The 23,018-nt window shown below is 69.2% G+C and carries 15 protein-coding genes; 3 read left to right on the forward strand and 12 right to left on the reverse strand.

The features are described 5' to 3' along the window. Window positions 1-311 precede the first annotated feature (311 nt). Window positions 312-3,236 (forward strand): ATP-binding protein, encoded by a 2,925-nt coding sequence (locus ACZ4SA_RS11300; protein ID WP_468272468.1) that lies wholly within the window; start codon window positions 312-314, stop codon window positions 3,234-3,236. A gap of 181 nt (window positions 3,237-3,417) precedes the next feature. On the opposite strand, the gene ACZ4SA_RS11305 is transcribed toward ACZ4SA_RS11300, so the two are convergent. Together ACZ4SA_RS11305 and ACZ4SA_RS11310 are read right to left on the reverse strand one after the other, a co-directional pair. Next, window positions 3,418-3,720 (reverse strand): hypothetical protein, encoded by a 303-nt coding sequence (locus ACZ4SA_RS11305; RefSeq protein WP_468272470.1) that lies wholly within the window; start codon window positions 3,718-3,720, stop codon window positions 3,418-3,420. Between the two features lie 169 nt (window positions 3,721-3,889). Then, a complete protein-coding gene (locus tag ACZ4SA_RS11310) occupies window positions 3,890-4,831 on the reverse strand; it encodes a CHRD domain-containing protein (RefSeq protein WP_468272472.1) in 942 nt (313 codons plus the stop codon). A 181-nt stretch (window positions 4,832-5,012) separates the two neighbouring features. Here ACZ4SA_RS11310 and ACZ4SA_RS11315 point away from each other — a divergent pair, with 181 nt between their 5' ends. Next, window positions 5,013-5,630 (forward strand): COG4315 family predicted lipoprotein, encoded by a 618-nt coding sequence (locus tag ACZ4SA_RS11315; protein WP_468272474.1) that lies wholly within the window; start codon window positions 5,013-5,015, stop codon window positions 5,628-5,630. An 82-nt stretch (window positions 5,631-5,712) separates the two neighbouring features. Here ACZ4SA_RS11315 and ACZ4SA_RS11320 read toward each other — a convergent pair whose 3' ends face one another. The 6 genes from ACZ4SA_RS11320 to ACZ4SA_RS11345 all read right to left on the reverse strand — a co-directional run bounded on the left by ACZ4SA_RS11320 (window position 5,713) and on the right by ACZ4SA_RS11345 (window position 9,922). Then, entirely contained in the window at window positions 5,713-6,432 is a 720-nt protein-coding gene (locus ACZ4SA_RS11320) for an excalibur calcium-binding domain-containing protein (protein ID WP_468272476.1), read from the reverse strand. A 282-nt stretch (window positions 6,433-6,714) separates the two neighbouring features. Beyond that, window positions 6,715-7,239, reverse strand: coding sequence for a YunG family protein (locus ACZ4SA_RS11325; RefSeq protein ID WP_468272477.1), 525 nt, complete (start codon window positions 7,237-7,239; stop codon window positions 6,715-6,717). A gap of 1 nt (window position 7,240) precedes the next feature. Next, the gene (locus tag ACZ4SA_RS11330) at window positions 7,241-8,470 is read right to left on the reverse strand and encodes a damage-control phosphatase ARMT1 family protein (protein WP_468272479.1); all 1,230 of its coding nucleotides are present in this window, start codon (window positions 8,468-8,470) and stop codon (window positions 7,241-7,243) included. A gap of 23 nt (window positions 8,471-8,493) precedes the next feature. Further along, entirely contained in the window at window positions 8,494-8,781 is a 288-nt protein-coding gene (locus tag ACZ4SA_RS11335; RefSeq protein ID WP_468272481.1) for a DUF397 domain-containing protein, read from the reverse strand. Between the two features lie 101 nt (window positions 8,782-8,882). Next, window positions 8,883-9,077, reverse strand: a complete 195-nt coding sequence (locus ACZ4SA_RS11340) for a DUF397 domain-containing protein (RefSeq protein ID WP_468272483.1) — start codon at window positions 9,075-9,077, stop codon at window positions 8,883-8,885. After that, window positions 9,077-9,922, reverse strand: a complete 846-nt coding sequence (locus tag ACZ4SA_RS11345; RefSeq protein WP_468272486.1) for a helix-turn-helix domain-containing protein — start codon at window positions 9,920-9,922, stop codon at window positions 9,077-9,079. Before ACZ4SA_RS11345 ends, ACZ4SA_RS11340 begins: the two co-directional genes overlap by 1 nt. A gap of 224 nt (window positions 9,923-10,146) precedes the next feature. Here ACZ4SA_RS11345 and ACZ4SA_RS11350 point away from each other — a divergent pair, with 224 nt between their 5' ends. Next, entirely contained in the window at window positions 10,147-10,776 is a 630-nt protein-coding gene (locus tag ACZ4SA_RS11350) for an ATP-binding protein (RefSeq protein ID WP_468272488.1), read from the forward strand. Window positions 10,777-10,811: 35 nt separating this feature from the next. On the opposite strand, the gene drmB is transcribed toward ACZ4SA_RS11350, so the two are convergent. Genes drmB through ACZ4SA_RS11370 form a run of 4 tightly spaced genes read right to left on the reverse strand, consistent with a single transcriptional unit; the run spans window position 10,812 to window position 22,598 of the window. Further along, entirely contained in the window at window positions 10,812-12,680 is a 1,869-nt protein-coding gene (gene drmB / locus ACZ4SA_RS11355) for a DrmB family protein (protein ID WP_468272491.1), read from the reverse strand. Further along, a complete protein-coding gene (locus ACZ4SA_RS11360; RefSeq protein ID WP_468272493.1) occupies window positions 12,677-15,931 on the reverse strand; it encodes a helicase-related protein in 3,255 nt (1,084 codons plus the stop codon). Before ACZ4SA_RS11360 ends, drmB begins: the two co-directional genes overlap by 4 nt. After that, complete coding sequence (locus tag ACZ4SA_RS11365) at window positions 15,928-17,841, reverse strand: UvrD-helicase domain-containing protein (protein WP_468272495.1); 1,914 nt, start codon at window positions 17,839-17,841, stop codon at window positions 15,928-15,930. Before ACZ4SA_RS11365 ends, ACZ4SA_RS11360 begins: the two co-directional genes overlap by 4 nt. Next, on the reverse strand, window positions 17,838-22,598 hold the full coding sequence (locus ACZ4SA_RS11370) for a DEAD/DEAH box helicase (RefSeq protein WP_468272498.1): 4,761 nt from the start codon (window positions 22,596-22,598) through the stop codon (window positions 17,838-17,840). The genes ACZ4SA_RS11365 and ACZ4SA_RS11370 overlap by 4 nt, the downstream gene beginning before the upstream one ends. Window positions 22,599-23,018 lie beyond the last annotated feature (420 nt).

The following is a 23,018-nucleotide window of genomic DNA, read 5'->3' on the forward strand; positions in this document are numbered from 1 at the left end:
CGGGTGCAGTTGGGGTGCCGAGGGGAGTGCGCGGCCTGCTGCGCGCTGGTACGGCGATACCGGACCACCTGGCCCCTCGTGGTCATAACATCCCTCAGGGGTCACGGAACGTCCTCGCGGGCGTACGCTTCGCGAGTACGCGCCACCGCTCGTGCGCTACCCGCTCCACCTGCACCACTCACGCGCCACCCACTCCACCGGAACCACCCCTGCATCACCCGTTCGCACACGAACCACTCAGTACGAACTGCTCAGTACGAACTGCTCACGCACCACCACCCCACGGACGACTCACGGTCGAAGGAACAGATGTGGCCCACTCGGGAGACCGGCCGGGGCGACCGCGCCGACTGCTGCTGGAACGTGACACGGAACTCGCCGCCGTGGATGTGCTGCTGACCGAACTCGGCGCGTCCGCCGGCGGTTCGCCCGCACCCGGCGCCGGCGGTCTGCTCGCGTTCGCGGGCCCTGCCGGCCTCGGAAAGACCACCCTGCTGACCGAAGTGCGCCGCAGGGCCGTGGCCCGGGGCTGCACCGTGCTCTTCGCACGCGCGGGCGAGCAGGAGCAGGGCGTGGCCTTCCACGTCGTGCGCCAGCTCGTCCAGCCGCTCCTGGCGGCGGTCCCCGAGAAGGAGCACCGCAAGCTCCTGGGCAGTTGGTACGACATCGTCGCACCCGCCATGGGCCTGGTCGCGGGCGCCGGCGACGGCACGCCCGACCCGCAGGGCGTCCGCGACGGACTGGACTGGATCGCCACCCGCTTCGCCGTCCAGCACGCGCCCCTCGTGGTGATGCTCGACGACGCCCACTGGGCCGACGCCGAGTCGCTGGCCTGGCTCACCGGCTTCGCGCCGCGCGTCACCGAGCTGCCGCTGCTGCTCGTCGTGGCGTACCGCTCCGACGAACTGCCGGTCGACGCAGCCGCGTTCGCCCGGCTCGCGGAACGCCACGGCTCCCACCCGTTCGACCTGGTCCCGCTCACCCCGGGCGCGGTCAGCCGCCTCGTCCGGGAGGCGCTGGGGGAGGAGGCCGAGGACGGATTCTGCCGCGAGACCTGGGCCGTCACCGGAGGCAACCCCTTCGAGACCGTCGAACTCGCCGCCAAGGTCGCCGACCACGGACTCAAGCCGCAGCTCGTCCACGTCCCCGAACTGAGGGAACTCGCCTCCGCGGTGAAGGGCAGCGGACTGATCGAACGGCTGGAGCGTCTCGGCACCTCCGCCGTCCGGTTCGCCTGGAGCGCCGCCGTGCTGGGCTCCGAGGCCTCCCGCAGCCTCGCCGCGAACGTCGGCGGACTCGGCGAGGCCGAATCCTTCGACGCCGCCGCCCGGCTGCGCGAGGCCCGGATCCTCGCCGATCCGCCGGCCGACGCCCCCGACGACGACCGGCTTGAGTTCTTCCACCCGCTGGTCGCCACCGCCGTCTACCGCGCCATACCCGCCGCGTTCCGGGTCGCCATGCACGGCCAGGCCGCCGCAGTCGTCTCGGGCGCGGGCCTGGGCGTCACCACAGTGGCCCGGCACCTGCTGGAGATGCACCCCGAGAGCGACCCGTGGGCCGTGCGGCAGCTGCGCGAGGCCGCCCGCGAGTACCTCAGGTCGGGTGCCCCCGAGGCGGCCCGGCGCTGCCTCGCCCGTGCGCTGCGCGAACCGCCCGCGCTGGACGAGCGAGCCGATGTGCTCTTCGAACTCGGCTGCTCCGCCCTGCTGACCGAACCGGCGACCACCGTCAACCATCTGCGGGCCGCACTGGACGAACCGGTCCTCGACCCCGCCCTGCGCGAGGCGATCGTCTACCGGCTGGCCCAGGCCCTCGGCCACTGCGACCGGATGGCCGAGGCCGCACAGACGGTCGCCGAAGCCGCCCGCGGAGCCTCCGACGCCAGGACCCGCCTGCACATGCAGGCCGAGCAGTTCATGTGGAACGCCTTCCGGGCGGACGAACAGGACTCGCCGGCCCGCTCCCGACGGCTGGCCCGGCTCGCCGAGCACCTCACCGGCCGCGGGCTCGCCGAGCGGTACATCCTGGGGCTGCGGGCCTGGGACGCGATGGTCCGCGGCGAGCCCGCCACCACCGCCCTGCACTACGCGGAGGAGGCGCTCGGCGAGGGCCTCGCCTGGACCGACGAGCAGTGGGGGTTCGAGGTCCCGGTCCTTGTGGCCCTGACCTTCATGTACTGCGACCAGCCGGGGCGCGCCGAGGAGCTCTTCAACAAGGGCATCGCCGAATGCGAGAGAAAGGGTTGGCGCGGCGCCCATCTGTCGTTCGGCTTCACCCTGCTCGGCTACATCCGCTACCGCCGCGGGCGCCTCGACGAGGCCGAGACCCTGGTCCGCGCGGGACTGCGGATCGCCGACCGGGTGGGCCACATGGTGCCCGCCCAGTACTTCGCCATCGGGATCCTCATCGAGATCCTGCTGGCCCGTGGCCGTACCGCGGAGGCCCACCGACTCGCCTCCACGTACAACTACGGTGACGTGGTGCCGAGCGCCGTCGTCTACCCGGACTCCCAGACCGTCTACAGCGAGCTGCTGCTCGCTCTCGACCGGCGCCGGGAGGCCGAGCAGGAACTCGCCAGGGTCGGCCTGCGGCTCGAACCGCGCAGCATGCGCAACCCCGCCTGGTGCCCCTGGCGGCTGCACCTGGCCCGGGCGACGGACAAACCGGAACGGGCCCAGGCCCTGGCCGCGGAAGGCCTGGAACTGGCCCGCCGTTTCGGCATCCAGTCCGCCATCGGCCAGGCGCTGCACACGATGGCGTCCGTGGCCGGCGACGCGGAACGGCTCGCTTTGCTGGCCGAGGCCGTCGAGCACCTGGAGCGTTCCCCCGCGAGCTACGACCTGGCGTGCGCGCTGGTGGACCACGGGATCGCCCTGCGCCGCGCCGGGCGCCGGAAGGAGGCGGGCGAGCGGCTGCACCGCGGCCTTGAGGGGGCCGTGCAGTGCGGCGCGGACGCGCTGGCGGCCCGGGCCAGGGAGGAGCTGGACGCGGCCGGGTTGTGGCCGCTCCAACTGCGCACCGCGGCCACGGAGTCGCTCACCGCGCAGGAGCGGACGGTGGCCGAGTGGGCCGCGCGCGGCTGGTCGGACGCGCGGATAGCGGAGGAGCTGGGCGCGCACGACCAGATGGTGACGCGTCTGCTGTCGGGCATCTATCGCAAGGTGGGGTCCGACCGCGCGGGACTGCCCCGGCTGATCGGACGCCAGGGCGGGGCAGTCCCCGTCGACCGTGACTGAGCCGGGCGCGCGCCCCGGGGCAGGGGCCGGATATGCGCTGGGCGCGTGAGGTCCCTGCCTGACGATCACGCGCCCAGCGCCTCTATGGGGAGGTGTAGAGGAATACGTACGGTGTGCCGGATGTGTTCAGCCCGATCCGGATTTCTCCGACGCGGCCCCGGTCCCGGGAGGCACGCCCCGGTCAGTGGCTGCGCCGGGTGACCGTCCACGAGGCCAGCGCCACTCCGGCGGCCACCGTGAACACCGCGGGCCACGCGCCCACCTTCTTGGCGAGCGGGTGCGATCCGGCGAACGCGGCGACGTACGCGGCGCTCAGCGCCGCCGCTGCCCCGGGCCCCGCGTCCTGATGCCATTGCCGGGCGGCCACTGCCCCGGCGGCGGCGAGGGCGACCCCGCCGAGGGGACGCTGCCTGGTCCAGCGGGCGACTCCGTACCCGCCGACGAGTCCGCCTGCCGCCACCGCTGCTGCGGGAACCTTGGCCATCGCTGTCGCCTTTCGTTCTTTCGCTGTCACGTCGATTCGAGTCTGAACGGTGCTCGTTCCCGGCCGTGTTCCGCTCGCTCCGGAGGCCTCGTTCCGCTCGTGCCGGTGGAGGAACCGACCCGCACCGGCGCCCGAGCCGGCCCCGGACGAGTGGCGGAACCGGCCCCGATCAGTGGAAGAGCTGGCCCCGGACCGCCCCGTCCGGGAACTCCTCGGTGTGGATGTTGGAGTAGAAGCCCCACGGGTTGTGGCGGATCTCGTTCACCAGCTCGGCCTTCTGGTGCTCGAGCCGCCCGGAGACGGCGAACAGTCCCTCGGGCACCGGCTTGTCGAAGAAGCCGAGCACCACGTCGCCGTTCTTGCCGAAGTCGCCCTTGTGGACGTGTGCGGCACTCGGCGCCTTGATGTCGACCCAAGCGAGGGAGAAGTCGACGTTCGTGCCCTTGGGATGCAGGAACGTCACTGCCTTGCCATCGCGGTCGTTGACCTTCGTCGCGTCGTTGTCGGCGACTTCCTGGGCACCGTTGGCCAGGGCGCGCAGCTTGCCGCCCTTGATGATGTGGAGCGGGTTGATGTTCTTGTGCAGCTGCTTCAGCTGACCGCGCACCGCCCCGCCGGGGAACTCCTCGCTGTGCAGGTTCATGTAGAACCCGGACGGATGCTCGACGATGCTCTTGGCGAGCGCGGCGTCGGTGACGGTCGTGTGCCCGGCCGCCGAGTGCAGCGACTCGGGCATCGTGCTGCCGAACAGCGGCACCTTCACGTCGCCGTTCTGCCCGGCGGCGCCCTCGTGGATGTGGCCCTGGCTCGGTACGAACCCCTTCCACTGCATCGCGAACACCACCCGGTCGCCCTTCACCTGCACCAGGGCGACGGCCTTGCCGTCGGGGTCGTTCACCGCCGCCCCGGTCTCGTCGGGCACCTCGTGCGCGCCGGTGAGGACGGCGGCGAAGGTGACGGCGCGTCCGTGGCTGGGTTTGGTGAACGTGGAGGCAGCGGTCTGCGCGTTACTTCGGCCCCCTCCGTGACTGTCGTGTGCGACGGCTGGGACGACACCGGCCACGGCCAGCACGAGGGCGGCGGCCGGCACGGCGAGAGTGCGCTTGTGCATTGCGAATGAACCTCTCATTGGGGGCCGACCGGTCGTGGTCGGTCGGGGTCTTGTACGAGCCGCCCGCGCACCTCGTTCAATGGCAGAAACCGTGGATTCCGTTGAACAGCCGGTCAGTTGAGGCCGTACCTCCCGCCGTACGCACCGCCCGCTCCCGCCCCGGAAGCCGAGGGATCACACCATGCGCACCACCCGGACCAGCGACCGGCCCAGCACCCGGACCAAGGCCTTGATCGCAGCCCCGCTGATGGCGCTGGCGCTGCTCACCGCGACCGCGTGCGAGGACTCGGACGGCTCGGGCCCGTCGTACGGCGCGGGCACCGCCGAGCAGCCGGCGGACCGGCAGGCACCGGCCGAGCAGCCTGCCGAAGCGCCGCCGAAGGAGCAGCCCGACGCCGAGGAGCCCGCCGCCGACGCACCGCCGAAGCAGGCGCCGGCGCCCTCGATCTCGGTCCGTACGGCCGAGTCGGATCTCGGTACGATCCTGGTCGACGACCAGGGCCGTACCCTCTACGGATTCACCAAGGACAAGCCGGGCCAAGCCAACTGCGACGCCGACTGCATCGCCGTCTGGCCCGCGCTCATCTCGGCCAAGGACGTGACGGCGGGCGAGGGAGTCGATTCGTCGCTGCTGAAGGAGATCAAGCTCGGCGCGGGCGCGGAGCAGGCCGTCTACGGCGACTGGCCGCTCTACTACTACGTGGGCGATGTGACTGCCGGCGACGTGAACGGCCAAGGGCTGGACGACGAGTGGTTCGTGATCGCGGCGGACGGCAAGCTGATCAAGTCGCAGGCGTGACCGGCGGGTTCCCTCCCTCCTCCCGCGGCTGAGCTGACCACCCCGACGACTACCGCTGAGCCCCCCGGCCGCCGGGCCGGGCTCACTCGCAGCCGACCCCGTCCCCGTCGCGGTCCAGGTGCCGCCCGTATCCGGGATCCCCGACGCGGACGGGCGCGGCTCCGGCGGCCCGCGCGGCGGAGCAGTTGGCGTAGTACGCACTGCCGGACCCGCCTCCGGTCGTACCGCCGCCGCTGCTGCCGCCACTGCCGCCGTTGTACGGTTCGCAGCCCACTCCGTCCCCGTCACGGTCGAGATGCGACCCGAACCCGGGGTCCCCCTCGTGGATCGGGGCGGCTCCGGCAGCGCGGACGGCGTCGCAGTTGGCGTACGAGACCCTGGGCTTGGCCTTGGGGGTCGGTGTCGGGGTCGGCTTGGGCTTGGGCCTTGTGACCGTGATCCGTACGACGGCGGTGGCCGCCAAGGCCTCCTCCGCGGCGTCCTTGCCCGTCACCTCGACGCGATAGGTGAATTCGTCCTCGCCCCCGTACCCGGCGGTGGGTGTGTAGGTGATGCTCGTGCCGTCGACCTCGGCAGTCCCGTGGCTCGCGGGGCTGTCGACGGTGAGCGTGAAGTCCTCGGCCTGCCAGACGTCCTCGAGCGGCGCGAAGGGCGCGTCGCCGAGGGTGGCCGTGTCGTTCTCCAGTACCTCCACCACGATTTCCTTGCCGGCGTCGGCGCTCTCCTCGTCGTCGACGAGGGCCAGTCCGGGCTTCGGCGAGGGCGTCTGTGTCGGCTCCTGTGTGGCCGCAGTGCTCGACACCGTCGCAAGGGGCTTGGCATCCTCACCCCCGTCCCCGCCGCACCCGACCAGTGCCGCGGCCATTCCCATGACACAGACGGCCGGAACGATCCGTCCGCGAGCTCTTTTTGCTGTCATTGGCCCCCCAAGGCTGTTGAACAGAAAACGAGGGGCCGAGCATGTCATTCCTGTGAGTGAGTTGTGGGCAGAGTTGGAGAAGTTGTGACGAAAATGTGCGTGCCGCTGAGGTGGGGACGAGCAGCCGCCGCCCCCACTGCCGGGTGCCCGCCCGTTTCGCAGGCGCTACGCGTCGGCTCGTTGGCCGCCCGTCCGCACGGGCAGGCCGCAGCCCAGTCGCGCGAGGACCCGCCTGCGCAGCAGTTCGTACTCGTCCCCGCGCCGCCGCGGCCGGCCCTCGGGCCTCCGGACGGTGCGGCCCGCCGTGACCGTCTGACCGAGCCGGAACTGGTCGCGCGTGAGGTCGATCTCGAGGCCGCCCGGCAGCCGGTTCCACCAGTGGTAGCCGTGCTGCCTGCCGTCCAGGTGCACCTCGCCGACGACGAGGTCGCCGCCGAGCAGGTCGTTCACGATCAGAGCCGTGACGTCGCACTGGCCCAGGGCCGGGTTGTCACCGCTCCAGCCGGCGCGCTCCAGATCGTCGGGCGAGCAGGTGTCGGCGGCCCAACTCGCGCGCAGGGCGTTCTCGATGCCGGTCAGGGTCGTTGGGGTCGTCTCTGCAGGATGCCGTGTCCGACTGACAGCACGGACAGCCCTGACAGGAGTCGTCGATGGCCGTACGCCGGGTCGTGCCGCCCAGCGATGCCGCATTTCAGCTGCTGCTGCCGCCGCCGCTGCTGACCTGGATCAGGGCGTGGGTTCCGCTGGTGCGCCATGCGTTGCCGCTGGATTCGAGGGCGGCGAGAACGACCCGCTCCAGGCCGACGATCACGTCGGACTTCAGGGTGCGCAGAGTGGCCACCGGCCCGGGGAAAAAACCGGTCCGCTCCGCGAACGGCGTTGTCGGCTCCCACAGTTGGTCGCCGACGAGGCGACGGTAGTTCAGGTCGCCCTTCAGGACGGTCACCGTGGCCCCCGCGAACTCCTCCCGCAAGCTGTCGGGCATCGCGCTGTACGGGAACGGTGCGCAGAAGAACCCGTGCGCGCGGACCTCGAGCCGCCCGTCGGCCATCGCGGCCCAGAGGCGCTGCCCGATCTTTGAGGCGTACGCCGTCGCCGGGGCGCTCATGAGCCGGCGCAGGCTGTCGACGACGTCCGCCATGGTGGCGTCGGAGACGTAGTACGGGTACGGCTTGACGTGCAGGACGACGTCGGCGGCGCGCCCGGCGTGGAGCAGGTGGTCGATGAGTACGAGATCGGGGATGAGTTCCCGCCCCGCGTTGTCCGCGACGACGTGCACCGTGGCGGCGCGGCCGACCGGCAGCAGCGACCAGAGAGCGTCGCTGTCGTCGGCCACGAGGTGGGAGTCGACGCGCGCGGTTTGAGCGGCGCCGCCGGAGTCGAGACCGAAGCCGAGGTCGGCGCGGTTGCCCCACAGGGCCGCGCCCAGGTACGCCGCGGCCTGGACGTCAGCGGGCCGCCCGGCGAGCTCGTCGAGGGCGGCGAGTTCGTCGTCGACCGTCGCGCTGCGCAGCTCGGCCGCCTTGAAGGGGCCGAAGGGGTCGATGCCCTGCCAGGGCCCGGGGGAGAAGTAGCCGAGGGCGCCGAGGAGTTTGCGGTAGAAGTAGCTCTCGGCCCACAGGAACGGCACGTCGAACCACGACCGCCCGAAGTGCCCCTGGCCCCAGGCCGCCCATCGCTCGCGATCGTGGGCGCCCGCGTCGAGCGGCTCGATGACGCCGTGGGCGGACTCCTCGAGGAGCGCGTCGAGCGCGTTGTGCTGCGCGGGCCCGAGGGGGAAGGCGTCACGGACTTGCTGGATGAGCGCGGGGTGCCGCTTGGCGAGGACCCCCCAGGCGAACGACCCGGGTTCGTTGCTCAGGATCACGGGCGCGCTCACCGGGTCGTCGTCGGCGCTCGGGGGTGTCGCGTCTGTGGTCATCAGGCTCTCCGAGGATGACAGTGCTAGCCGAGTCGCTGCTCGCGAACCGCCGAAGCGAAGTGAGTCCAAACTGGGGCGCTGATGCGTAGTTGAGGGCCACCTTTGTGCTTGGAATCCCGTACTGAGGCGCTGTACGCGGCCAAGTGAACCTCGACGCACTCACCGCCGGACCCGTTGCTGTAACTGCTCTTGAACCATCCGTCGCCGTGGCTGGGTGCAGTATTGGTGCTCGGGGGCGTCGCGAATACGGTCATCAGGCTCACGTACTCCTCGGTCGGTTGTTGCGGGCCGCGGCTGCTGCGGACCATCATGCCGACGGACGGCCGCGGCTTGGTCGTCCCGCGCCCAGGCACATCCAGGCAGAGTGGCGCCGGTGAGGTCGCCGACGCACGCCACGCGACCGGCACCCCGGTCACATCAGATGGCCCTCGATGACTGCATCAACGAAGTTCTCCCAGGCAGGGCCGGAGAAAGAAAGATGAGACCGGCACGGGTTCTTGCTGTCGCGTACGGCAGTGCCGACAGGCATCCAGGCGGCCTCCACACACTCGGTTCCGCTTCCTCCGCTGTACGAGGACTTGAACCAGTGAAGGTCGTCGCGATCCATTACAACTCCCTGCAGACCCGGTTGAGGAGCGCGACCGACGAGGGGATGTCCAACGCCTGAGCACGCAAGTAGTCGAACGCCAACTTATAGCGTTCGAGTTCCTCGGGCTTTTCCATGAAGAGCCCACCTCCGATGATGTCCACATACACGACGTCCAGTTCGGGGGCAGGGCCTCCAAGAACCACGAAACTCCCCACGGCCGCGGCGTGTGCGCCGCTGGCGAACGGCAGTATCTGCACAGTGACATGGGGCGAGTCCGTGAGCGAGAGCAGGAGTTCCAGCTGTTCGCGCATGGCCGCCCGTCCACCCACCGCGCGTCGGATCACCGCCTCGTCGATCACTGCCCAGATGTGCGGCGGATCTTCGCGGGTCAACAGCTCCTGGCGCTTCATGCGGATGTCGACCATGTGCGCGATCTCCGACTCGCTGCACCGCATCTCCGAGGCCCGGTGGACGGCTTCCGCATACGGGCGCGTCTGAAGCAACCCGGGGACGTACATGCACGCGTAGTGGTCCTCGCGCACGACCTCGTCCTCGAGCGTGAGCATGAGATTCATGGACTCGGGGATCGGGTCAGCCAGGGACCGCCACCACCCCTGGATCTTCGCTCCTTTGGCCAGCTCGACCAGAGTCTCCCGCTCCTGGACCGTGGCACCGTACTCGCGGCAGAGGGCGTCGACGGCCGGCCACTTGACGGTGCCTTCCTTCGTCTCGTAGCGGCTCAGGGTCGCCTTCGAGATTCCGACCCGCGCTCCCGCCTCTTCGAGAGTGAGCCCCTTGCGCTCCCTCAGTCGCCTCAGGTCCGCACCCAGTTGCCGCCTACGGGTTGTCGGTCCAACTGCCATGTTCAGGGCCCCTCGTGTCGGTCCGTCCGAGCTTGCACGCGACGTGGTGCCGAGGCAAGCCGGCGTGCGCCCGGGGCGTGCAGCGCCGTCCCGCGCTACCGATGAGGTGAAGTGAGAGTTCCATTTTGAGAGTTTCACTGTCACTCTGGGTTGGGAAGCGGCTACCCAAGGCTGTCGTGTGACTTTCGGGAGGGTTCATGGAAACGGGTGTCTGCACGATCGGAGTGGTGCGCAAGACCTGGGAGTTGCCGTTCCCCGTGGAGGCGAGGGAGTTGGCCGGCCTTCGCCGCGTCGTTCGTCATCATCTGGAGCTCTGGGGTCTGCCTGCGATCGCTGATGCGGCCCAGCTGTGTGTGTCTGAGCTCGTCACCAACGTGATCCGCCACGTGGGGAGCCAGACGCCGACCACGCTCGCGTTCTCCATGAACGGCACCAGGTTGCGTATCGAGGTGCGGGATCCCGACCCAAGAGCGCTGCCCACCCTGCTCGCTGTCCAAGCGGACGATGAGTCGGGGCGTGGCATGGCGCTGGTCAACACGATCGCGGATCGGTGGGGCGTCGTGCTGCACGACGACTCCAAGGTCACATGGTGCGAGCTGAAGACCGGCCTGGTTTCTGCGGGCGGACACGTGGGTGGTGACAGCGTGGAGCGGGCCGAGGCCCTGCTCGGGCTCTGCATGGCCACCCGTGAAGTCGGGTTCCGCCGCGGCGGTCCGCTGAGCGTTGCCGTGGCGGAGGAAGCGGCGATCGATGTGATCGCCGACCTCCTCCTCTGGCTTCGGGCCCACGGGTGCGATCCGGACGGGGCTCTGGACCGGGCGCAGACGCACTTCGAGGCGGAGGACGACGCTTGAAGCCCATTGTCTCGGCCGTCGCCGCCCACCAGACCTCAGCCGGCCAGGATCTCCGAGAAGAAGCCCAAGTGCGGATCATCCGGGGTGCCGACGAGCAGTGCGCGGTCGAGCAGGATGTTGTTGTACTCGCAGCTGGTCTCGGGGAGCATCGCGCAGGCGTGGCAGGCGGCCAGGTTCGTGCCACCGGGACCGGAGGACCCTGTCTCAATGCACAGCGGATCGACGGAGCACCAGGAGGCGCGTTTCAGCGCCGAGCTGAGCGCCTCGGCGAGGCGGTCGGGCTCGCCCTGGGCCACCACGCCGCCGAGACTGCCGGCGGAGTCGCTGGTCGCCGTGTAGATGAGGAAGCCGGACATGCCGGCGTCCGCGTACAGGCGCTCGCGCAGTGCCCCTGCCGGATAGCCGGCGTCCAGACTCCACTCGTTGATCAGCACATGCGCCAGGGTGTGCAGCAGCACCATGCGGGGCGTGGCAGGCGAGGGCGGCACGTCCGCGGCGTCGGCGGACCGTTCCCTGAGTATGCGTTCGTGGTTGGTGCGCATGAGATCCACACGGCCCGCAGCCGCGACGGACTCTGCCCACTCGTCCAACAGGCCCTCGTCGAGGCGTACGAAGACGCCTTCGCCGTGGACCTCCATCGCCGGGAGCCAGTCCGTCGGAGTCAGGGACAGGGCCGCTTCGTGCCCCTCGGAACTCGACTCCGGATCAGCGACGCGAGTGAACGCCTTGAGCGCCCGTACCTCCCGGAGGCGCTTGACCAGCATCGGACTTCTGACGCCGAACGGATCGAGGGCGGCCGGGTCCGAGACCGGCGGCTCGCAGATGAACTGCTCGTCACGCCCCTTGTCCCGCAGCTCGTTACCCGAACAGAGTCGCTCGTACTCCTGGCGGCGCAGCGCCTGGTATCGACTGGCCGAAGGGGTGTCCGAGCCGCCCTCCGGGGTCGGGTCTTCCTCCTGCTCGGCCTCCAACAGCTCCATGACGGCGTCGACCGAGACGGCGTCGTCGCCCTTGAACGCCCCCATGAGATAGATCTCGATCTTCTCGCGGGTTCCGAGCGTGCGCAGATTCTCCCAGTGGTCCGTCAGTTTGTCGGCGAGGCCGTCGCTCCACGGCGGGATGGACAGCGCGGACTTCAGCACCGGCTGCCAGACGGCCGACGAACCGCGCTGAAGCGTACGTGGCGCTTGCTTGCAGAACTCGGCAGGTGCCCCCTCCAACCAGGGGCGCCTGCCTTCGCAGCGCACATCGAGGTCGGTCAGCGCCGAGCGGCGGAAGGCACCCTCCATGGACACCTCCGGCACACCACAGGTGCACGAGATGAGGATCGAGCGCAGCGAGGCGCTCTGCCCGGAGAAGCGCATACCCAGCTGCCCGCCGCAGCGGCCCGTCGCGCCTTCGTCGCGATTCTTGCGGTGCAGCCACTTCCAGTACGGGAAGTCGTCCAGATGCCCGTCCTTGCAGGCCACGACGAATCGGGACGGCACGAGCGGCTCGTCGTCGCAGTCGGTGCAGACGTTCTTGCCGACGGGCGGGTTGAAACCACGCACATGCTGGAGGGACTGACACTTCGGGCACGAGTGCCACAGAGGGAAGCGTCGGACGCGGACCCCGTCCTTACTGGTGTCCTCGGATGCCGGGGGCAGCCTGAAGTTGCTCACACCCAGGACGCGGGCGAGCCGGTGCTCGTGGATGGTCGGGGCCTCTTCGAGGGACCAGCTCCGGTGGGCCTCGTCGATGCCGGAGACGATGAACGATTCGTTGTCGACGGCGATGAGCGATCCGACGCCGTACGTGGTGATCATCTGAGAACGGCGGACCGAGCCGCGGCGGGGGAAGGCGAGTCGCGGTGCGGCCGCTGTGCCGGGGGTCCGACGGCTGCGTCGTCCGGGGGGCGGGGTCATCGGGAGGCCTCCATGAAGAGAGCGGACTCGGCGTCGACGTCTCGCAGGCTCCACAACGTGGACCAGGCGCCGGCGCCCTCGGACTCATCGTCGAACGACTTGAGCAAGGCGGGGGTGGGATCGCCACGGCGGGGCGCGTACAGCAGTCCGCCGTATGCGCCGGCCATCTTTTTCCAACGCTCGACGAATTCGTCGAAGGCGTCGGAGGTGGCCTCCAGCTCCTCGGGGGAGACCTTGGACACGCGGCTCGTCAGCAACGGCTTGATCTCCGCGGACAGGCGATCCGCGTACGTGTCGATCCGGCCGGCGGCATCGTCCTCACGGGCCTCGGGGATGAGGATGCGGGCCAGGGCCACCACCACGGCGTGCAGACCGCGGTCGCGGGACCGGGCGGAGAACGGTGTCACGGACGTCGACTCCACCTCGCGATAGAGCGCGGAATGGAAATGCAGGAAGCTTTCGTAGTGAGAGCGGTCCCGAGGACGCATCGAGTTGAGCATGACGGCGACCAGGCCGGGATGCGCGCGGCCCACACGGCTCGTGGCCTGGATGTACTCGGCAGTTGTCTGGGGCTGACCCATCACGGCCATGAGCCCGAGGCGATCGACGTCGACGCCGACGGCGATCATGTTGGTGGCCAGGAGGACGTCACGGACGTCCGGGTCCGGGTAGCGCTTCTCGATCTCCTTGAGCCGGGCCGGGATCAGGCTCGCGTCGACCCGGCTCGTCAGCTCCGAGTATCGGTTGGAGAGGCGCACATCGGTGTCGTCTCGGTCGGCCAGGAGCCTCAGGTAGTCCTCGACGTCGTCGTTCACCTGGAGCTCGGCGGCCGACAGCAGGCGGAGGCTGTTGAAGTAGCCAACCAGTGTCCAGTACGCGTCACGGACCTCGTCGCTGGTCTCCGTGCACATGGCCTGGTGGAGAAGTGCGGCGTACGTACGGATGAGCAGGGTCGACTGGCTCGTGCCGGGGGCTAGCAGTCCCACGTATCGGCGACTGGCCTTGATCCTACGGTCGGTCTCCACGGCGAACCACGAGTCCCGTGCGTCCAGACCTGCCGGGGGGAACTGGTGCACGTCCCGGTCGAAGAGATGCCGCCCCTGTTCGGCCGCGCGCCGAATGGTTGCCGTGGAGGCGATCACCTTCGGCTGGTCGGCAAGGGCATCGACGGCCGTCTCGTACAGGCCGGTCAGCGTGCCCAACGGGCCGGAGATCAAGTGGAGTTCATCCTGGACCACCAGCTCGGGTGGTGGAGTCGCGTCATCCCTGCGGTCCAGGTTGAACAGAGCAGCCGTCTCCTTGCGCCACGGCATGGAGGCGAACTTGTCGACCGTGGCGATGACAAGGGTCGGACGTGCCTTGTAGACGGTCTCGTCGACCAGGTGCACCGGCAGACCGGAGGCGAAGTCGCAGTCGGGGCCTGGGCAGCGCACGTCCATGCGGACGTCGTCCTGATCCACGAAGTAGTGGTGGGCGTCGAGGGCCGTGCCGCACCAGGGGCAGGCGTGGAGCTGAACCGGATTCTCCGTCTGAAGGGTCTGCCCTCCGCGGAGCTTGACCAGCTTGTTGTCAGCCGTCGCGAGGTCGTTCGGCGTGGCCGACTTGCCGACCCACATGCCGATCGAGATGCCCTCGTCGCCCAGTCGGTCCGGGCCGTTGCGGCGCATCCGCTCCATCGCGCAAATGAGGATCGTGGCGCGCTCGAACTGCTGAAGGGTGAGCAAGCGCAGGGTGTACCGCATTAGCACGGTGACGCCTCCTCCATCGACTTTGCGGCGCAGCCGGCGCAGGAACGTCGTGAAGGCGATCAGGCCGAGGTAGGCCTCGGTCTTGCCACCACCCGTGGGGAACCACAGCAGGTCCGAGACCTTGCGGTCGGGATGGTTCGGGTCGTCGATTCCGCTCAGACACAGCAGCATGAACGCGATCTGGAACGGTCGCCAGCGCTGGGCCGACAGATCCGGCTCACCAGTGCGGCCGTCCTTCACCCAGGCGCTGCGCGCACGCTGCTCCGCCATGGCCCGGTTGGCCAGCCGAAAGGCCTCCATGACCTGCGGCTTGTCCGCCAAGAGCCGGATCCCCCCGCGCATCCGGTCCAGTGCCTCGCGGCAGTCATCGAGCTGTACGCGAGCAGGCTCCTCGTAGGAGGTTCCCGTGAGCGCCGCTGCCTCCGCGGTCTTGGCTTCGATCCACTGCTTGTAGCCGATGGCCAGTCCGCGCAGCGCGGCAAGCACCTCTGCGTCGGGGCGCTCGGCGAGACCGAGCATGCCGAGCGCCGAGTTGTCGATCTCCGGGTTGGAGTCCGTCAGCAGCACTTCGTGCGTGGGCAGGAACTCGGATCGGATCTCGCTGATCGCGGCAGGCCTTATGTCGGTCAGACCGACCGGTGGCGGCGTCCAGTCCCAGTGGGCAGAGCATCCGTGACCCACCGCGAAGGTGGGGGCGTGGCGGTATAGCAAGCGGCTCGTGGCCAGTTCGGGATCGACCGCGGACAGAGCGGCCGGGCGTTCTACGAAGGCCGACGCGCCGTTGGCCGCCCGAACTCGGAGGCCGGGCTGGAACAGGGCGAACGCGTCCTGGAGGTCGCGCTCGCTCACGACCTCTGCGTTGATCAGAGTGACCGTGACCGTGACGGTGACAGTGCCGGAGGACGCACCGGTCCGCCGCACGAGGACGTGCAGCTTCACCTTTCCATCGGGAACGAGCTCCTCTTCATGAACACCTGGTCGTGTGATGTCGACATGTGTGTCCGGCAGCTCCAGTTCACGGCGGCGCCAATGCTCGCGTTGGTCACCGATGGTCCGTGCTTCGGCGCGTCGAGCGGACATCGGTCGGCCTTCGGCGTCCTCGGGGGTGTAGGCAGCGGCTCGCGCGGAGACGACGATCTCGGCGCACAGCTCGGGCGCCACGGCGAACGTCAGGCCCATGGCGGACGGGCGTCGGTCACCGGAGGTGGGCGGCTCCACGGAGTCACCGGCGTCCTCGGAACTTCGGGTGCCGAGCTGAGGGGCCTCGTCCAGAGCGTCCTCCGCGTCGGCGAGCCCCTGCTGCTCCTGGCGAGTTTCGGGGTCGGCGGCTCTCGGATACAGCACACCGATCGGGTAGCGGGTGATCGGGGCGTCCTGGGTGAGCACCTCGTGCGGATCGTCGCCGGCCTCGACCTCCGGTCCGAGAAGCTCGCGGCGGAGCCGGGCCACCAGTTCGTCACGGACCCTGTAGTGCTCGCCGTGCGGGTTCCTCGCGTGCGTCATCCCTGTTCCTCCCCGGCGCCTCCGCCGCGTCGATACTTTCCGATCCCGGTGATCCGAGGGGCGATCCACACCCCGTGGGTGCCGAGCCCCGCGTTGGCACCGGCTGCCGTGCTGCCTGCGACCGTCTCCAGCGTGTCCACCCGCAGGCCGACGATCTCGGCGGGCCATGTCACGTTCCACGAGCGCGAGATCGTCTCCACCGCGTGCAGGTCCCGGCGGAAGCGCTCCGAGGCCTCGCCGATGATCCGGTCGCGGTGGACCAGGTCGTACGGAGGGCTCTGGTCCGGTGCCACGGGCAACGGATGACGCATCCGCAGCGCCACCGTGTCGCCCGGCCTGATGTGCTCCAGCAGATAGGTCTGTGTCTCGGCAGCCGACGTGTTCGTGTCGTGCGACCCGGGAGGCTCCTCACGGTGGATGTCTCCGGACGTCGCCTGGATGCCGTAGCGCTGATAATTTTTCCAGCCGCCCAGGTACCAGCGTTTGGTGGGGCGATGGCGTCGTATGCGGGCGGTGTCCGGGCCCGTCACGTGGTACAGGTCCTCGCGGGTCCGCGTCATGGCCACGTAGAGAGCCCGTGCCTCGGCCGGCACATCGAGATCCTCGTGCGCCTTCTGCAACTCGGTGATGGACGGAGGTGACAGCAGCAGTACCCGGTCGTACTCCAGGCCCTTGGCCCGGTGCACAGTCGAGACGATCAACCGAGCCGTCTCGGGGTCACCTAGCTCGTCGGGGAAACGCCCCTCGGCCACCAGGCGCCGCACGGCGGCGACGTCGACGTTGCCGCGGCCGGTGCGCCGAGTTGCGGCACGCAACGACCGCCAGCAGCGCTGGGGCTCCACGCCCGAAGGCAATGGGATCGCCGCGAGCAGCTCCAGGAAGCGCGCCTCGGTGAGAGTCAGAGACTCGGATCGACGCAGCAATTCGGCGACCCAGTGCGGCACAGGGCGGTCCTGCAGCGAACGCTTCAGTGCGTGCTCCACCCCGTGCTCGTGCAGGAGTTCCGAGACGACGAGCGCTTGACGGTTGTCGCGGGTCAGGACCGCGCAGGTGTCGGGGAACGTCTGCAACGCGCCCAACGCGAACCCTTCGGCAAGGTCGCCGATATTCGGCAGGCCGAGCAGCCGGTCGCGCAGTTCGGCATGGAGCGTCGCGGCCGCGGCCGCCTGGCCGCCGGGGGAGACGGCCATGTTTTGCAGGCGGGAGCCGAGGTCGAGGGCAGCGCGGGCATCGGGGCTCTTCGCCCGGAAGTTCTCGGTCAGACTCAGTTCGACAAGGTCGTCGTAGGACGCTCGCAACCAGAGGAAGAACCGATCGGTCTCACCGGCGCGCTCCGTCGGGTCGTCGATCTGGAAGCCGTAGATGCCCTGGGCGCAGTCGCCGACCACGGTGAAGCCGCACGAACGCTGGAAGCGGTCGAGCAAGGCCTCCACGAGGTCCCGACGGTCACCCACCAGGTCCTGCGCCTCGTCGATCACCACATGAGAGGGAGCGCCCAGCTCGCCGCCCTCCACCGCGCCCTTCTCGATGGCGCGCGTGGCCGAGCGGATGCGCTCGTCGAAGCTGCGGGCCGCCCACTCCTCGTCGGGGTAGGCCCCCACCAGGAGCTGGTACGCCCACGAGTCGAAGGTCTGGACCCGAACCTTGCGGGCCCGGTCGCCGTGCCGGGCCATCCGGTCCCGCAGCTCACGGACGGCCGCGCGGGAGAAACTCAGGACGAGGATCTCGCCCGCCTCCAGTGCCTCCTCGGGATCCTCGTGTCCCACCAGGGCGTCGAGACGCCTCACGACCGTGTGGGTCTTGCCGGACCCGGCTCCCGCGGTGACCAGGAGACGGGTATCCCAGGGGAGTTCGACCACTGCTAGCTGTTCGTCAGTGAGCGGAGGGCTGTCGCCGTAGGCGTCGGTCACTTGCTGCTCCACAGGTGCTCGAACTGGGTGAAGGCGAGGCCGGTGTCGAAGTTCTGGATGTTGTCGCGGACGTTGAGGATCAGGCAGGTCTCCTCGCCGCCGTTGAGAGGCCCGCGCAGGCCGCGCCCGATCATCTGCTGGTAGACGTTGGGGCTGTAGACGGGGCGGGCGACGACGACGGCTCGGGTGGCGGGGGCGTCGAAGCCCTGGGTCAGGACTCCGTAGTTGGTGAGCACACGGGTACGGCCCGATCGGAAGTCGTCGATGCGTCGGCGACGGTCGTTGGCCGACGTGGTGGAATCGACGGCGGAGGCAGTGATCTTCAGGTCGCGCAGTTTCGCGGCCAGGTACTTCGCATGGTCGACCGATGTGGCGAACACCAGCACCGGCCAGTCCTTCGGCATGTCCGAGATCTCGGCGATGATCCGCTTGTTGCGGTCGTGGTCGTCGGCCAGACGCTGCTCCGCCGCACGCGACAGAATGCTCAACTGCTCGGCGCGCTCCTTCTCCTCGCGGGTCAAGGTGATCGTGCCGCCCTGCAACAGACGGTGCTCCACCTGCGCCAGCATGCCGAGAGCCTGCAGCTCGGCATACGCGTCGTCGCCCGCGAAGACACCTTCGTCCAGACGTCGGCCACCGAAGCGCTTGACCAGCCGGCGCGTCTCGTCCTGGTTGGTGTTGCGGAACGGCGTGGCGGTGAGCCCGAGGAGGTGGCAGTCGGTACGGGAGGCCGTCAGTCCCAGATGCGTCAGGATCTCGGTGTAGCGGGGAGTGATGGCGGTGTGCGCCTCGTCGACGATGACCAGGGCGGCATCACGCAGCCAGGAGTAGGCGTCGGCGGCGAGACAGTTCGGCTGCTGGAGCTTGGCGTCCGTAGCGACGACCAGCTGGGGGCGGTCGATGACCGGGCCCGCCTCGTTCGTCGACCACAGCCGGTTGATCGCCAGCGGTGCATCCGCGCCGACCTTCTCCCAGACGAACTTCCAGCTCTGTACAGCCTGTTCGCACAGCTCCTCGGTCTGGGCGATCCACAGGATCGGCCCGTCGAGCCGGCCCACCTGCTTCACCCAGCGGATCACGGCCTCTGCGGTGACACGCGTCTTGCCCGCACCGGTCGGCAGGGACAGCATGCCACGCTGCGGGACAATCCGGTCCAGCATGGTGAAGACGTTGGCGGCCAGCCGCTCCTGGTAGTCGTGCAACCGCGGAAAGTGGCGCGGTCCGTCCACGTCGATCCGTGGATCCAGGGACGGCGCCCGGAATCCGGCATAGGCGTCCGGAAACCCGTACTCCGCAACGAACGCCACCGCGCTGGACGCACCGGTGAACGACGACGGGGCATGGCTCGGACAGCGGCTCTGCAGGTCACGGGCGTGCACCTGCAGAACGCTGTCTCCGTGCGCGTTGACCGCCATCTGCGCGATGCGCCGGTCGTCGGGCTCGGCGTCGCCGTTCTCCGCACGCTCTCCGTCCATGAGCCCGGCCGGCAGGCGGTCGCGCAAGGTCTCTGCACCCAACAGCAGCAGGAGCTTGTCCACCACGTCGTCGGCGTCACGCACGGCCTTCAGCGTGCTCTGGACCTTCTGGTCCTCCTCCTGACGCTGCTGAGCCTCGAGAACCTGCCGACACCCGACTGCGCCCATGCGCCAACGTAGTTCCCGGTCCACGGCCATCAGGGCGTCAAGCCGGTCGGCGGGTTCCAGCACGAGGACTGTCGACCCCTGGAGGCTGCTGCTCAGCGTCGTGGGATGCATGCCCGTGGGGGTGCGCTTCACCTCTTCGAGGACCTTGCACCGCTGCAGCGAGTACTGGTCCACTTTCGAGCCGTGCACCTGTCGCAAGGTGGGGTAGGCCTCCTTGAGCGGGATCGGCTCGCCGGCAGGCTCGTGTCGGGTCTCGCGACTGATCACGTCGGCGTACGGGAGCATCCCCCACTGCTTGACCAGCAGCGCGGCGTCGTCCGCCGACGCGGCCAGGAGGGCGGGCTGCCCCTCGGAACGCAACTCCCGGTACTCCTCGTGCGACGAGGCGACAGCTATCTCGCCGTCGGGCCGCGTGCCCCACTCGTCACCGATGCGACACCTTGTGAGTGAGTCGTCGGGAAAGGCCACCTCAAGACGCGTCAGAAGAACGTACGTGTTGCCGACGAACACGTCGTCCTCGCTGTGCTGGAGTTTCTCCACGAGCTGCTCCCAGAAGGAACCGGGCACCTCGTCGACACTCGTGGCCAGACGGAGCTTGCGGGCCTTCTCGGCACTGATCTGCGCGACAGGCAGGACACCGCTGTATGCGGAGAGCTGAGGTCCGACCGCCTCGGCGAGGGGGCGGACTCCCTGCGAGGTCGGGACAAGACCGTGCTGCTTGAGCATCCAACGCATGGGCGAGGCCACGGCCTGGCGGGTGCTGACCTGCGCCCCCACCTGCAGCGTCCAGTTGTCGATGAGTGCGTCCTCGGGGAGCACCTTCAGGAAGTTGGCTCGTGCCACGTTCGAGAGCGCGGGCAGCAGGTGCAACGGTCCGCCGACCGCGGCGCCCTCCAACTTGATCCGGGCGAGCGTCGGGCGGGCCGCCTGGTTGGGCAGCGTCGAGCAGTATGCCTCGTGCATGGCCTCGCGGTACTGCTCGAACCACGGCTCCCGCTCGGGGCGGTGTCCCCCCGAGGGCCGGTCGCGCAATCCCACCTCGCGGAAGAAGGACATGTCGTCGGAGTGGAACCGGACGTCGACGGCGGTGGAGGGGTCCGACTCCGCCGTCACGACCGGGCCGGGCAGCAAGCAGTCCCGCATGAGTCGGGAGCTCCCGTCCGCGGTACGCACGTACAGCGTCGATCGCGGGTCGGGCACGCGCCGGATCACCTCGTGCGACAGATGGCTGCTGCCGGCCTGGTGGAACAGTTCCCAGAACCGGGTCCAATCCTGCGGTCCGTACGCGGTGAAGCCCTGTTCGAGGACGCTGACGAAGCGGCCTCGGACGTCGGCATCGCGGATGCCTAGCACGCCGAGGACGCTCGCGAGGGACGGGTCCTCGGACAGAGCGGTGTCGACGTACACGAGGGACTCACGCAGTCCGTCCTGATCAGTGCGGCGGAACACCTTGCCGACGACCGGAGCCACCATGCCGTGCTCCTCGGTCAGCACGATCCGTGCGGTCCGGGCGTCGTTCGCGTGCGGCGAGGACGACTGGACCATGTCGGCGACGATACGGATGGCCGTGGCGGACGCCTCGGGAGCGCCGTCGGCGACCAGTGCTTCCAACCACTCCCGTACCGATGCGCGTTCGCGCCTGGCGGCCTTGAGGATGTGCTCCACCTTGCCGGCCCGGAGATCCGTGGCCTCCACGGACGGGTGCAGCCAGTTCGTGGGTCGGCCGGGGTACGAGTTCCACATGGTCAGCCAGCGGACCAGCGACTTGTTGTCCTTGCCCAGCGGAGGATGGATGTTCAGGTCGCGCGGCAGGCGCAGTTGGCCGTCCTGGTCCGGTAGGGACGGGCAGTGGGCGGTTGCCTTCCAGATGTTCTCGGTGAGGTAGCGGTCGGCCCAGCTGACGGTTTCCGAGTCACGGGAGCGCCCCGGAAGCAGCGGCAGGTACGCGGCCGGGTCCTCGGCGTGCGTCAGTCCGGGCAGGGATTCGACCACCAGTCGGGCGGCGACCCGGATCATCTCCTGATTGAACGGGGAGGAGTCCAGCAGGTTCTGCCGGTCCTCGTTCGTCTTCCACGCTCCGTTGAGGATCCCGCTCAGCGTCATCTCGTACTTGGTCGGGAAGAACGACCAGAACCTTCCCCGCCCCTTCGGGGTGGACATGAGCCCGGTGGTGGAGTCCTTCTCGTACTCGCGCACGGCCCACGAGATGTCGAGGGAGACTCGGTCGTGCAGCTCCCCAGCGCTCGACCGGGCAGCGGAGGTCGGCTCGTGGTGGAGCGTGAACACCCGCCAGCTGCAGGCCGACGGGTGCCGGCCGGGGCGTTCCTCACGCACGGTGTGCAGCTCCTGGTCACGCTCGACCGTGAGGGTCCGCCGCACGACAGGGCGCGGACGACGGTCCTCCAGGATCACCTTGGCCACGTGCGGCGAGAAGAGCTGGAATCCGACCGGGAACTCCTCACGGCTGCCGGTCGACTGCCCCCCGTGCATGTCCTGGCCGAGCCGATCGGCGGCGCCGTCGAGCAGCGGGAGACGAACGACCGTGGTGGCCCAGTTCAGAAGTTCGTCCAGCACGGAGTCGGCGGCGCGCTCGGCGGCGTCGTCCAGCGGGCGGGCCATGCGCAGTACCGGAGTCTCGAAGGTCTCGCCAAGGCGGGCCGCGACCTCGGGGACGGAACGAATCTGCGCCTGAGCCCACTCGCGATCAAAGCCGAAGCTGCCGTCACGGCTGAAGAACTGCGGCGCGTCGGTCACGACGAGCACGGATTTCACGCCGACCCCGAAGCGTCCGATCTGGCCACCGCGTTTCCGCGACATACTCATCCGGAGAATCGTCTCGGCACCTTCAGGGGTGACGGGCGTCCCCTCGTTCGCGCAATACAGGTGCGTGTCCGTCAGAACGACGTGGGCGGAGCCGCCGGGCTCGGCGGCGATTTCGTCTGCGGCGTTCTGGACGAGTTCGAAGAGCTGTCGATCGCCGTATCCACCCTGGGTGATCCGCCTTTCTCCGTTCGCGTGCTCCGGAATGAGCCCTGGATCGACGGCATACGTCTTGAGAACGCGGGAGGACTGATCGACCACGGTCTTGAGCACGGGGGTCAGTTCGGAAGGCACAGGACTCCGATCCTGGTGAATGACCTGGTGACTGACAAGAGGTCAGGCGCCTTGGCATGTGCGGGTGATGACACGGACGCAGTTGTGGTGACGGTGGTTCCCGAGGGTGTCGGCGCGACTTCGGAGAAGTGGAATACCGGCCTCGTTAAGGGCATGACAATACGTTCGGCGAGAATCGCGCATGAGGGATTGGGAAATGCAATGAGGCGTGTGGAAACAGGTCGGCACGCCCTTGCCTGTGAGCCGCTGAAAACTGCCAATAGGAAAGCGGCACACTTCTACCAAGGTTTCGGAGAATTGTTTCTTCCGAGACGGGTGGGGCCGCTGGGCAGGACCGTACCCGGCCGTGCCGACGGTGCGCAAGGGGGTTCGAGAGGACTTTTGATCGACGAGGGGAATCGGGGCAAGATGAGTAAAGTT

The organism is Streptomyces sp. NPDC027962, from assembly GCF_055566095.1.